Origin of the sequence: Kitasatospora sp. NPDC048365 (genome assembly GCF_043200835.1) — a bacterium.
In the GTDB taxonomy this organism is placed as follows: domain Bacteria; phylum Actinomycetota; class Actinomycetes; order Streptomycetales; family Streptomycetaceae; genus Kitasatospora; species Kitasatospora terrestris.
This window is the reverse complement of record NZ_JBICYJ010000006.1, coordinates 153,444-165,728: the sequence shown is the minus strand read 5'-3', so window position 1 is coordinate 165,728 and position 12,285 is coordinate 153,444. Positions and strand designations below refer to the sequence as shown.

12 protein-coding genes are annotated in these 12,285 nt (G+C 72.5%); 6 read left to right on the top strand and 6 right to left on the bottom strand.

Annotation, left to right across the window (positions count from 1 at the left end; all coding sequences use genetic code 11):
* Positions 1-46: 46 nt before the first annotated feature.
* Positions 47-925, top strand: a complete 879-nt coding sequence (locus ACGFX4_RS08505) for an alpha/beta hydrolase (protein ID WP_393071222.1) — start codon at positions 47-49, stop codon at positions 923-925.
* 90 nt (positions 926-1,015) lie between these two features.
* Here the strand turns inward: ACGFX4_RS08505 and ACGFX4_RS08500 are convergent, their stop codons facing one another.
* The gene (locus tag ACGFX4_RS08500; RefSeq protein ID WP_393071221.1) at positions 1,016-1,243 is read right to left on the bottom strand and encodes a DUF5302 domain-containing protein; all 228 of its coding nucleotides are present in this window, start codon (positions 1,241-1,243) and stop codon (positions 1,016-1,018) included.
* Between the two features lie 333 nt (positions 1,244-1,576).
* Here ACGFX4_RS08500 and ACGFX4_RS08495 point away from each other — a divergent pair, with 333 nt between their 5' ends.
* Positions 1,577-2,398, top strand: a complete 822-nt coding sequence (locus ACGFX4_RS08495) for an integrase (RefSeq protein WP_393071220.1) — start codon at positions 1,577-1,579, stop codon at positions 2,396-2,398.
* A gap of 33 nt (positions 2,399-2,431) precedes the next feature.
* Here the strand turns inward: ACGFX4_RS08495 and ACGFX4_RS08490 are convergent, their stop codons facing one another.
* The 3 genes from ACGFX4_RS08490 to ACGFX4_RS08480 form a co-directional block, all read right to left on the bottom strand.
* Positions 2,432-2,989, bottom strand: a complete 558-nt coding sequence (locus ACGFX4_RS08490) for a GNAT family N-acetyltransferase (protein ID WP_393071219.1) — start codon at positions 2,987-2,989, stop codon at positions 2,432-2,434.
* Between the two features lie 206 nt (positions 2,990-3,195).
* Positions 3,196-4,155 carry a pirin family protein gene (locus tag ACGFX4_RS08485; RefSeq protein ID WP_393071218.1) on the bottom strand — a complete coding sequence of 320 codons (960 nt, stop codon included), beginning with the start codon at positions 4,153-4,155 and terminating at the stop codon, positions 3,196-3,198.
* 116 nt (positions 4,156-4,271) lie between these two features.
* Positions 4,272-4,769: a MarR family winged helix-turn-helix transcriptional regulator gene (locus ACGFX4_RS08480; protein WP_393071217.1), complete on the bottom strand. Its 498-nt coding sequence runs from the start codon at positions 4,767-4,769 to the stop codon at positions 4,272-4,274.
* A 106-nt stretch (positions 4,770-4,875) separates the two neighbouring features.
* Between ACGFX4_RS08480 and ACGFX4_RS08475 the strand changes: the two genes are divergently transcribed.
* Together ACGFX4_RS08475 and ACGFX4_RS08470 are read left to right on the top strand one after the other, a co-directional pair.
* Positions 4,876-5,730, top strand: a complete 855-nt coding sequence (locus ACGFX4_RS08475; RefSeq protein WP_393071216.1) for an SDR family oxidoreductase — start codon at positions 4,876-4,878, stop codon at positions 5,728-5,730.
* A gap of 39 nt (positions 5,731-5,769) precedes the next feature.
* Positions 5,770-6,195: a MarR family transcriptional regulator gene (locus ACGFX4_RS08470; RefSeq protein WP_393071215.1), complete on the top strand. Its 426-nt coding sequence runs from the start codon at positions 5,770-5,772 to the stop codon at positions 6,193-6,195.
* A gap of 90 nt (positions 6,196-6,285) precedes the next feature.
* Here the strand turns inward: ACGFX4_RS08470 and ACGFX4_RS08465 are convergent, their stop codons facing one another.
* Positions 6,286-6,786, bottom strand: coding sequence for an SseB family protein (locus ACGFX4_RS08465; protein WP_393071214.1), 501 nt, complete (start codon positions 6,784-6,786; stop codon positions 6,286-6,288).
* 216 nt (positions 6,787-7,002) lie between these two features.
* Here ACGFX4_RS08465 and ACGFX4_RS08460 point away from each other — a divergent pair, with 216 nt between their 5' ends.
* A complete protein-coding gene (locus ACGFX4_RS08460) occupies positions 7,003-8,832 on the top strand; it encodes an acyl-CoA dehydrogenase (RefSeq protein WP_393071213.1) in 1,830 nt (609 codons plus the stop codon).
* Between the two features lie 190 nt (positions 8,833-9,022).
* On the top strand, positions 9,023-10,318 hold the full coding sequence (locus ACGFX4_RS08455) for a M18 family aminopeptidase (protein WP_393071212.1): 1,296 nt from the start codon (positions 9,023-9,025) through the stop codon (positions 10,316-10,318).
* A 44-nt stretch (positions 10,319-10,362) separates the two neighbouring features.
* Here the strand turns inward: ACGFX4_RS08455 and ACGFX4_RS08450 are convergent, their stop codons facing one another.
* The gene (locus ACGFX4_RS08450; protein ID WP_393071211.1) at positions 10,363-12,183 is read right to left on the bottom strand and encodes an NHL domain-containing thioredoxin family protein; all 1,821 of its coding nucleotides are present in this window, start codon (positions 12,181-12,183) and stop codon (positions 10,363-10,365) included.
* Positions 12,184-12,285: the final 102 nt, after the last annotated feature.

Below are 12,285 nucleotides of genomic sequence, written 5' to 3'. Positions count from 1 at the left end.
TCGTCCCAGCAAGGCCCGCCCTTCGCCGCAGCCCCGTGGAGAGACCATGGCCCCGATCGACGCCGCCGTCCGCACCGCCCTGAACGCCACCTCCCTGCTGTCCCCCTCGCTCGCGGGCCGCGCGGCGTTCGCGCTCTTCTGCCGCCCGCTGCGCCGCAGTCGCGTCCGCAGCACCGAACTCGACGTGCACGCCCGCGCCGCCACCGAGGAACTCACCGTCAACGGCAAGCGGGTGGTCGCGTACCGCTGGGGCGACGGCACCCGCCCGGTCCTGCTGCTGCACGGCTGGCGGTCGCGGACCTCGCGCTTCGCCGACTGGATCCCCCGCCTGCTGGACCTCGGCTACAGCCCGGTCGGCTTCGACGCGCCGGGCCACGGCGACTCGCAGGGCCGCGGCACCACGATCCTGGAGTACCGCGAACTCATCGGCCGGCTCCAGGACCGGTACGGGCACTTCGAGGGGGTGGTCGCGCACTCCTTCGGCGTCCTGTGCGCCTTCCACGCGCTGCGCACGGGCGTCACCGCCGAGCGCCTGGTCGCCCTCTCCGGGGTCTCCGACTTCACCTTCGTCGTGGACGGCTTCTGCGCGGGCCTCGGGGTCAACGACCGGATCCGGCGCGAACTGGTCCGCCGCATCGAGCGCGAGCTGTTCCCCGGCACCCCCGACCCGCTGCGGGTGTTCGACGCCGGCCGGGCGCCGGAGGAGGTCCCGCTGCCGATCCTGGTGGTCCACGACGAGCAGGACGACGTGGTCCCGCACGGCCAGGCCCGCCGGCTGCAGGCCGCGTACGGGGAGCGCCTGCGGCTGCTCACCACCCGGGGCCTGGGCCACCGCCGGATCGTCGCGGAGCCGACCGTGGTCGACAACGCGATCGGCTTCCTGGCCGAGCCGCTCGCGGCCGAGGTCCCCGCCCCCGCCCGCTGACGCCGGCGGGGCGGGCCCCGAAGGACCCGCCCCGCCGGTACGGACGGCACCGAGCGCCGGCCGCTCGGCCGGCGCTCGGGAGGTGGTCGGTCAGCCGCCGCTCTTGCGGCGGAAGGTGCGCTTGCCGCCGGCCGCCGCGTGGGCGCCGTGGATCTTCGACCCGCCGCCCGCGCCGCCCGCGCCGCCGTGTCCGCCGCCCTTGCGCTCCAGCGCGGCGAGGAACTTCGCCTTCACGTCGTCCGGCTCGGCGGTCTCGGCCGCAGCGGCGGTGTCGGCCTCGGTCGTCGCCTCCGCCGGTTCGGCTGCTTCACTGCTCATTCGGGGACCTCCTGGACGCGAGCCGGTACTGATGTGCACTGCACACCCTGCCACGTCCGCCGCGCTGACGGACCATCGTTTCTCACGGCTGCGGCCGGTCGCGGTACTCCAGGCCGCCGATCATGTAGAGCAGCGCCAGGGTCGGAAAGCCGATCGAGGCGATCAACAGGACGAAGAACTGCCACACCATCGGAAAACTCCTCCCAGGACACTGCAGTCGTCTCCTGGACGATATGTCCGTATCATCCCTTTCCGCCATCGGAGGCTCATCTTTCGAGGGATCACGGTCCTACCCCTGTTCCCGGGCGCGTCCCGGTGCGCAGACTGAGTGGCATGCAGGTAGACCTCGCAGGAGAGCCCCGCCGCCCGGACCGCGTCAACGAGGACTTCGCCGCCGCCTCCCCCGAGGCCCTGGTGCTGCTGGACGGCTCCAGTTCGCCGGCCGGCCTGGAGTCGGGCTGCCGGCACGGCATCGCCTGGTACGTCCGCCGGCTCGGCGTGCACCTGCTGGCCCGGATGACCGACCGCTCGGACCGGTCGATCGCCGAGTGCCTCTCCGACGCCATCGCGGAGACGGCCGCCCTGCACGGCGGCCGCTGCGACCTGGCGCACCCCAACACCCCGGCCGCCATGGTGGTCGCGGCCCGACTGCACGGCGGCTCGCTGGAGTACCTGGTGCTCGGCGACTCGCTGCTGGTCCTGCACCTCAAGGACGGTCCGCCGCGGGTGCTCGGCGACAACCAGCGCTTCCCCGCCGGGGAGACGCTGCGCCGGCAGGTCTGGGCCACCGTGCCCGGCTCCGCCGAGCGGGCCGCGCTGCACATGCAGTACGCGATCGCGGTGCGGGCGGCCCGCAACACCGGCCACGGCCCGTGGATCGCCGCCGCCTCGCCGAGGGCCGCCGAGCACGCCGAGACCGGCTTCGTGAAGCTGGGCGACCTGCACGGCGTGGCCGCCCTCAGCGACGGCGCCGCCCGCTTCACCGACCGCTTCGACCTGGGCAGTTGGGCGGACGCGGTCCGGCTGCTGGCCGAATCCGGGCCCGCCGAGCTGATCGCCCGGGTCCGCGCGGCGGAGCGCTCCGACGTCGACTGCGAGCGCTGGCCGCGCGGCAAGGCGCACGACGACGCCTCCGCCCTCTACGCCCGCGTCTGAGGCGCACCCGGCAAAGGCGTCGTCGGAGGGGTGCTAAACGCCGGCCGGCGGCCACTCGCGGCGCAGCACCGACATCAGCACCTGGTCGTGCCAGCCGCCGGAGCGGTACACGGCCTCCCGGCGGCGGCCCTCCTCCACGAACCCGGCCCGCGCGTAGGCGGCGATCGCCCGGGCGTTGTAGCTGTTGACGGTCAACTCCACCCGGTTGAGCCCGAGTTCGTTGAACGCGTAGCCGATGGTGGTGCGCAGGGCGTCGGTTCCGAGTCCGCGGTCCTGGAAGGGCGGGCCCATGACGATGGCGAGGGTCGCGGCGCGGTCCTTCGGGTTGGCGCCGTAGAGGGTGATGTGGCCGGCGAGTTCGCGGGTCTCCACGGTCTCCACGCTCAGCCCCAGGTCGCTGCCGGTGTTGCGGCTCCAGGAGCGGAACATCTCGGCGAGCGCGCCGTCCGGCTGGGGGTGGACCGGCCCGGTCACCTGCTGGACGGCGAGGGCGGGATCCCGCCACCAGTCGGCGAGCCGGGGGAGGTCGCTCTCGCGCAGCTCGCGCAGTCGGACGAGCTTGCCGGTCAGCGGATCGCCGTCGATCGCCATGGTGGTGCCCCTCGGGGGTTCGGTGGTGCGGAGGTTCGCTCGGTTCGGCCCCACCGTAGGACCCGCGCCGGTGCCGGGCGGTCGGCGATGTCAGGTTGTGTCCTTCCCGACGCCCGATGCGGACCCCGGCCCCCGATGCCGTCGGGAAAGCCGCAGGCCCCGGCCGCCCATGACGGGCGGCCGGGGCCTGCGGGCGGCCGGACCGGTCAGTTCCGGTCGGCCGGGACGGTGCCGAGACGGCCGGCCTGGAAGTCCTCCATGGCCTGCTGGAGCTCGCGGTGGCTGTTCATCACGAACGGCCCGTACCAGGCGACCGGCTCGCGGATCGGCAGGCCGCCGAGCAGGACCACCTCGAAGGTGGAGCTGCGCGAGTCCTGCTTCTCGTCGGCCCGGATGGTCAGCGAGTCGCCGTCGCCGAAGGCGACTGCCTGGCCCATCCGGAACGGGCGGCGCTCGGTGCCGGCCGTGCCGCTTCCGGCCAGGCCGTACGCGAGGGCGTTGAAGTCGGACCGCCAGGGGAGGGTGACCTCGGCGCCCGGGTTCACCGAGACGTGGATCATGGTGATCGGGGTGTGGGTGGCGCCGGGGCCCTGGTGGCCGGCGATGTCGCCGGCGATCAGGCGGATCAGCGCGCCGCCGTCCTCGGTGGTCAGCAGCTTGACGCTGCCGCCGCGGATGTCCTGGTACTTCGGGGTGATCATCTTGTCCGAGGCCGGCAGGTTGACCCACAGCTGGAGGCCGTGGAACAGGCCGCCCGACATCACCAGCGACTCCGGCGGGGTCTCGATGTGCAGCAGGCCGGAGCCGGCCGTCATCCACTGGGTGTCGCCGTCGGTGATCACGCCGCCGCCGCCGTGCGAGTCCTGGTGCACGAAGGTGCCGTCGATGATGTAGGTGACGGTCTCGAAGCCGCGGTGCGGGTGCCAGGGGGTGCCCTTGGGCTCACCGGCCGCGTAGTCCACCTCGCCCATCTGGTCCATCATGATGAACGGGTCGAGGTACTTGGTGTTGATCTTCGCGAAGGCCCGGCGCACCGGGAATCCCTCGCCCTCGAAGCCTTCCGGGGCGGTGACCACCGTCATCACCGGACGTGCGACCGCACCGGCCGGGTCGGGGGTGGCGACGCGCGGGAGGGTCAGCGGGTTCTCGACGGTCACGGCGGGCATGTCGGCCTCCTTCGGGGTTACTGGCCTGGGTCCAGAGTAGTTCAACTCTCAACCACTCGCAAGGTTGAACATTGAACTACCTTCGACCATTCCCGGCCGTGCCCGTGCCGCCCGCCCTACCGCCCCTTGCCGCGCAGCGCGTCCTGGGCCTCGACGTACTTCAGCATCAGACGGGCGAAGTCCAGCCGCTCGCGCTCGCTCCAGTCCGCGGTGATCTGGTCGAAGGCCGCGCGCTGGTGGCGCAGGAAGCGGCCCATCAGCTCCTCGCCGCCCGGGGCCAGGTGCAGCACGGTGCGCCGGCCGTCCTGCTGCGAGGCGGCGCGCACCAGGTAGCCCGAGGCGATGCAGTCGGAGACCATCCGGCTGGCCACCGAGGGGTCCACGCCCAGGTGGTCGGCGACCGCGCCGACCGTCACCTCGCGGGCGCCGCCGCCGGGCTCCCGGCCCTCCGGGCGGTCCGCCTCCTGGACGATCCGCAGCACCAGGGTGCGGCTGAGGTCCTTCTGGCCGATCGGGTCCTCGACGTCCAGCAGTGAGGAGCGGCGCAGCCGTCCGAACGCCGGACCGACGGCGTTCAGCAGGTCCTCGTCGGTGGCGGGCTCGCGGTTCGTCATGCCGCCAGTCTACGGGTGCGTGATGAGGCGAAGGCATGTGTTGACATGAAAACGTGTGCAGGACATCATGCATATGTCGTCAACAACGAATAGATCGGAGTCCACCGTGACCACCCTCGTCACCGGCGGCCGCGGCCAGATCGCCCGCGCCGTCACCTCCCGCCTGCACGCCGCCGGCCTCCCGGTCCGCGCGGCCGGCAGCAGGCCCGCCGAGCTGGCCGCCCCGGCCGGAGCCGAGACCGTCGAACTCGCCCTCGGCAGGCCGGAGACCTTCGCCGCCGCCCTCCGCGGCGTCCGGCAGGTCTTCCTCTACCCCGAGCCGGCCGGCATCGGGGCGCTGATCGAGGAGGCCGAGGCGGCGGGCGTCGAGCACGTCGTCCTGCTCTCCTCCTCCGCGGTCCTCGGCCCCGAACCCGAGAAGGACCCGCTGGCCGACCACCACCTGCGGGTCGAGCGGGCCCTCGCCGGCTCCGCCCTGACCGGCACCTTCCTGCGGCCGGACGCCTTCGCCAGCAACGCCCTCGGCTGGGCGCACCCGGTCTCCCGGGCCCAGCCGGTCCAGCTGCCCTACCCGGACGCCGGCGTGGTGCCCGTCCACCCCGAGGACATCGCCGAGATCGCCGTCGAGGCGCTCACCGGCGACCGCCTCACCGGCCGTGCACTCACCCTCACCGGGGCCGAGCCGCTCACCTTCCGCGAGCAGCTCGCCGTCCTCGCCGACGTGTTCGGCCGCGAGATCCCGGTCGAACGGATCACCCGCGACGAGGCCGAGCGGCAGCTCTCCGCCTTCATGCCCGCGCCGATGGTCGGCTCGCTGCTCGACTTCTGGCAGCGGGCCGACGCGGAGCCGGTCGCGGTGGCCGACACCACCGCCACCCTGCTCGGCCGCCCCGCCCGCACCTTCCGCCGGTGGGCCGCCGAACACGCCGACGCCTTCGCCCCCGGGCGGACCGCCGCCTGACCGGCGCCTGACCGGCGACACCTTCGAGAGGAGCCCGCCATGCGCCCGATCGGGTACTGGCTCAACCGCACCGACCGCGCCCTCACCGCCCGGATGGACGCGATGCTCGCCGAGGACGGACTCACCCGGCTCGGCTGGCAGGTGCTGAACGCGGTCCACGACGACCCGCGGGCCGGCGACGCCGCCGTGGCCGGACTGCTCGTTGCCAACGCGACACCCGCCGCCCTGGCCGCCGCCGTCGAGGCGCTGCTCGCCGACGGCCGGCTCACCCGCCCCGCCCCGGGCGCGCTCGCCCCGACCGCCGCCGGCCGTGACTGCCTCACCGAGGTGGGCGCCCGGGTCCGGGCCTTCCGCCGGCTGGCCGCCGAGGGCGTCCCCGACGAGGACTATCGCACCGCGATCGCCGTCCTCGAACGCATCACCCGCAACGTCGAGGCCATGGGGGAAGGCGCGGACCGCCGGTAGAACCCGGTGCCGCCGGCCTCGCGGCCGTCCTGCTGGCCGTCGCCCTGCCGAGCCGGCTGCCGGGGCTGCAGCCGCCGGCGGTGGTACGGGCTAGCCGTACATCCGGCGCATGGTGAAGTCGACCATCTGCTCGACGGCCTTGGCGTCGAAGACCATCCGGTGCTCGCCCTCCATGTCGAGGGCGAAGCCGTAGCCGGTGGGGAGCAGGTCGAGGATCTCGGCGCCGGTGACGCTGAAGTGCTTGGACTCCTTGCCGGCGTAGCGCTTCAGCTCCTTGAGCGAGCTGAACATCGGGATCACCGGGGTCGGGGTGTTGTGCAGTGCGAGGAAGCCGGGGCGGTCGCCGCGCGGGCAGTAGACCTTGGAGGTGATGAAGATGGCCTGGAAGTCCTCGACCGCCATCGAGCCGGTGGTGAAGGCGCGCACCGCGTCGGCGAGGGACGGCGGCGACGGCTCCGGGTACAGGGACTGCTGGGCGCCCTGCTGGTGCGGGTCGCCGTACGGGCCGGCGCCGGGCATGCCGTTCATCCCCTGCTGCATCTGCTGCTGGTAGGGGTCGCCCTGGTAGGCGGTCTGCTCGTAGCCGTACACGGGAACAAGGCTATCGGGCGGACGGACTTTCGTGGGGCGATGGTCCGCACAATGCGGCCCGGGGCGGCATTGTGGGACGTGACCACGTTCATAGGCCTTTCATCCCGGAGGGCTTGAACAAGTTACCAACGGGTAGCATCATGGTCCCTACTGGTGGGTAAGTGGGACGCGCCGAGCCGGCGGGCCCGCGGAAGCAGACGAACCGGAGAAACGGTCATGGGTCACTACAAGTCCAACCTGCGGGACGTGGAGTTCAACCTCTTCGAGGTGTTCGGCCGCGACCAGGTGTACGGCACCGGTCCGTTCGCCGACATGGACGTCGAGACCGCGAAGAACATCCTGAGCGAGATCTCGCGCCTGGCCGAGAACGAGCTGGCCTCGTCCTTCGTCGACGCCGACCGCAACCCGCCGGTCTTCGACCCGGAGACCAACACCGCTCCGATCCCGGAGACCTTCAAGCGCAGCTACCAGGCGTTCATGGACGCCGAGTGGTGGCGCCTGGGCATCCCGGAGGGCATCGGCGGCCAGGTCACCCCGTCCTCGCTGGTTTGGGCGTACGCCGAGCAGGTCCTGGGCTCCAACCCGGCCATCTGGATGTACTCCTCCGGCCCGGCCTTCGCCGGCGTCGTCTTCGACGAGGGCACCGAGGAGCAGCAGAAGGTCGCCCAGCGCATGGTCGACGGCCTCTGGGGCGCCACCATGGTGCTGACCGAGCCGGACGCCGGCTCGGACGTGGGCGCCGGCCGCACCAAGGCGATCAAGCAGGAGGACGGCTCCTGGCACATCGAGGGTGTGAAGCGCTTCATCACCTCCGGTGAGCACGACATGTCCGACAACATCATCCACCTGGTGCTGGCCCGCCCCGAGGGCGGCGCCCCCGGCACCAAGGGCCTCGGCCTCTACATCGTGCCGAAGTACGACTTCGACTGGGAGACCGGCGAGCTCGGCGAGCGCAACGGTGCCTACGCCACCAACGTCGAGCACAAGATGGGCCTCAAGGCCTCCAACACCTGCGAGATGACCTTCGGCGCCAAGCACCCGGCCAAGGGCTGGCTGCTCGGCGAGAAGATCGACGGCATCCGCCAGATGTTCAAGATCATCGAGTTCGCCCGCATGATGGTCGGCACGAAGGCGATCGCCACCCTGTCCACCGGCTACCTGAACGCGCTGGAGTACGCCAAGGAGCGCGTGCAGGGCGCCGACATCTCGCAGTTCATGGACAAGACCGCGCCGCGCGTCACCATCACCAACCACCCGGACGTCCGCCGCTCGCTGCTCCAGCAGAAGGCGTACGCCGAGGGCATGCGCGCCCTGGTCCTCTACACCGCCTCGGTCCAGGACGACCTGCTGGCCGCCCGCCTGCGCGGTGAGAACGACGAGGCCGCCGAGCGCCTGAACGACCTGCTGCTGCCGATCGTCAAGGGCTACGGCTCGGAGAAGTCCTACGAGCAGCTCGCCCAGTCCCTGCAGATCTTCGGTGGCTCCGGCTACCTGCAGGAGTACCCGATCGAGCAGTACATCCGCGACGCCAAGATCGACACCCTCTACGAGGGCACCACGGCGATCCAGGGCCTGGACTTCTTCTTCCGCAAGATCGTGAAGGACGGCGGCCAGGCACTGACCGCGGTCTCCGAGCAGATCCAGAAGTTCCTCGGCGCCGGCGAGGGCGGCGACGCCCTGGCCGACGAGCGCGCCGCGCTCGCCAAGGCCGCCGGCGACCTGGAGGCCATCGTCGGCAAGCTGCTCGCCGACCTGTCCTCGGTCGAGCAGGACGTCAAGAACATGTACAAGGTGGGCCAGAACACCACCCGCCTGCTGATGGTCTCCGGCGACGTCGTGATCGGCTGGCTGCTGCTGCGCCAGGCCGCCGTCGCGCTGGCCAAGCTGGAGGCCGGCGCCTCGGAGAAGGACGTCCCGTTCTACCGGGGCAAGGTCGCCGCGGCCCGCTTCTTCGCCCGCAACGTCCTCCCGACCACCACCTCGCAGCGGAAGATCGCCGAGGGCGTGGACAACGAGATCATGGACCTCGCGGAGGAGGCCTTCTAGGCCGCCCGAACCACCTGACACACCCTCAACACGCAGGGCCCGGCACCCGCCGGGCCCTGCTGTGTGTGACGGTCCTTCACTGTTCTGTCACTCTTGGCGGGATAGCGCTGTCCTGTCCGTGTACGGGCATATGCTCGGGGCGGAGCCGGTCCCCCATCCGGTTGCCGATCTCCCTCAACTCAGGAGCAACATGTCGACCGCCGCCCGAACGGCCTCCTTCGACCGGACGCACACCGACGACCTGATCGCGTTCCTGCGCGACTCTCCGTCGCCGTACCACGCCGTGGCGAGCGCCGCCGAGCGGCTGGAGAAGGCCGGCTTCCGCCGCGTGCAGGAGACCGACGCCTGGGACGGGGCCACGGGCGGCCGGTACCTCATCCGCGGCGGCGCGATGATCGCCTGGTACGTGCCCGAGGGCGCGACCCCGGCGACCCCGTTCCGGGTGGTGGGCACCCACACCGACTCGCCCAACCTGAGGGTCAAGCCCGTCCCCGACACCGGGTCGGCCGGCTGGCGGCAGATCGCGGTCGAGATCTACGGCGGCGTCCCGCTCAACACCTGGCTCGACCGCGACCTCGGCCTCTCCGGCCGGCTCGCGCTGCGCGACGGCACCACCCGGCTGGTCAAGATCGACGAGCCGCTGCTGCGCGTCCCGCAGCTCGCCATCCACCTCGACCGCCAGGTCAACGAGGGCCTCAAGCTCGACAAGCAGCGCCACCTCACGCCGATCTGGGGAATCGGCAAGGTCACCGAGGGCGCGCTGGTCGAGTACGTCGCGGAGCGGGCGGGCGTGGCGGCCGCCGACATCGCCGGCTGGGACCTGATGACCCACGACGTCCAGCCGCCCTGCTACCTGGGCCGCGACCGCGAGCTGCTGGCCGGCCCGCGCCTGGACAACCTGCTGTCCGTGCACGCCGCCACCGCGGCGATCGCCGCCGTCGCCGGCGCCGACCTGCCCTACATCCCGGTGCTCGCCGCCTTCGACCACGAGGAGACCGGCAGCGAGTCCGACACCGGCGCGCAGAGCCCGCTGCTCGGCAACGTGCTGGAACGCAGCGTCCACTCCCGCGGCGGCAACGCCGAGGACCGCGCCCGCGCCCTGGCCGGCACCGTCTGCCTCTCCTCCGACATGGGCCACGCCGTCCACCCGAACTACAGCGAGCGCCACGAGCCCGGCCACCACCCGATGCCCAACGGCGGCCCGATCCTCAAGGTCAACGTCAACAACCGGTACGCCACCGACGCGCTCGGCCGGGCCGTGTTCGCCGCCGCCTGCGAGAAGGCCGGCGTGCCGTGGCAGACCTTCGTCTCCAACAACGCCATGCCCTGCGGCACCACGATCGGCCCGATCACCGCCGCCCGCCTCGGCATCACCACCGTCGACTGCGGCATCGCGGCGCTGTCCATGCACTCCGCCCGCGAGCTGTGCGGCGCCGACGACCCGTTCCTGCTGGCCGCCGCGATCAAGGCCTTCCTGGAGGGCTGAAACGGCTCAGGGAGCCCCGGGGCGGGGCTCCCTGCCGCAGCGGACTACTCCAGGCCGGCCAGCACCAGCGGCAGGCGGGTCGCCCCGCCCCCGGTCAGCCGCACCGGCACGCCCCAGTCCTGCTGGTGCACGTGGCACGCCGGGTACTCGATCTCCGGGTCGTCGTCGCAGGACGCCGCCATCGCCGACACGTGCAGCACGCCCTCGGCGACCTCCCCGTTCAGCACCAGCTCCCGCGACAGGTCGGTGTCCGCACCCGACCCCGCCAGCAGCAGCTCCGGCGGCGTCGAGGAGACCAGCAGCCGGGTCGACGGGCCGTAGCGCTCGTCCAGCTTCTGCCCGGACGGCGCCCGGAACACCACGTCCAGCCGCAGCGCGCCCGGTGCCACCTCGGTCGCCGCCCGCTGCGTCCGGTGCGCCACCGCCTCCACCCGCACGGCCTCCTCGGGCAGCCGCAGCCGGGTCAGCCGGTGCCGGGCCGACTCCACCACCACGATGTCCTCGTCCACCAGCACCGCGCCCGACGGCTCCCGCAGGTCGGTCGCCAGCGTCGTCACCTCGCCCGACACCGGGTCGAAACGGCGCAGCGCGTGGTTGTACGTGTCGGCGACCGCCACCGAGCCGTCCGGCAGGACGGTCACCCCCAGCGGGTGCTGCAGCAGGGCCTGACCGGCCGCGCCGTCCCGGTGCCCGAAGTCGAACAGGCCGGTGCCGACCGCTGTGTGCACGTCCTTTGTTTCACGTGAAACCCAGCGCACCGCCGAGGTCTCCGAGTCCGCGACCCACAGCCGCTCGCCGTCCGCCGAGACCGCCAGGCCCGACGGCTGCGCGAACCACGCCTCCGCGGCCGGGCCGTCCACCAGGCCCTCGTTGGTGGTGCCGGCCGCCACCGCGACCGTGCCCGCCACCGGGTCGAACGCCCACAGCTGGTGCACGCCCGCCATCGCGATCCACACCCGGCCGTCGAAGAACGCCACGTCCCACGGCGAGGACAGGTCCACCTCCAGGGCCGGGCCCTCGGTCGGCGAGCCCTGCCACCACTGCTTCCCGGTCCCGGCCAGCGTGGTCACCGAGCCGTCCGCCAGCCGCACACCGCGCAGCGCGTGGTTCACGGTGTCCGCCACCACCACGTCGTAGCCCAGCTCCAGCCCCGCCGGGACCAGCGCCAGACCCTGCGGCTCGCTGAACCGCGGCTCGGCGCCGTCCCGCAGCCCCCGCTCGCCGTCGCCGATCCGCCGCACCACGCTCTCGCCGTCCTCCGCCAGCTCCACCAGCGCATGGTGCCCGGAGTCCGCCACCAGGAAGTGCCCGTCCGGCAGGCGCACCGCCTTCCCCGGGAACTTCAGGTCCCCGGCGGTCGGCTCCGGCGGCACGTACGGGCCCTCGCCGCGACGCAGCGTGCCCTTCGCGGCGTGCTCCGCCTCCAGCTCCTCCACCAGCCGGGCGATCGCGTGCGCGTGGCCCTCACCGGCGTGCTGCGCCACCACGTAGCCCTCGGGGTCGATCACCACCAGGGTCGGCCAGGCGCGCACCGCGTACTGCTTCCAGGTGACCAGCTCCGGGTCGTCCAGCACCGGGTGGTGCACCTCGTAGCGGTCCACCGCGTCGACCACCGCCTGGTGGTCGGCCTCGTGCACGAACTTCGGCGAGTGCACGCCGACGATCACCACGGTGTCGCGGTGCTTCTCCTCCAGCTCCCGGAGTTCGTCCAGGACGTGGAGGCAGTTGATGCAGCAGAACGTCCAGAAGTCGAGGATCGTGATCTTGCCGCGGAAGTCGGCCAGCGACAGGTCCTTGCCGCCGGTGTTCAACCATCCGCCCTTGCCCACCAGCTCGGGGGCGCGTACACGTGCACGAGAAGCCATGCCCCAATCAAACCCCACGCCCGCTGTCCGCATTCCGGTGCAGGTGGGTGGAAACCCGATTGACCGGGCGGGCGGGGCGGGGTGGGATGCCGGGGTGATCTA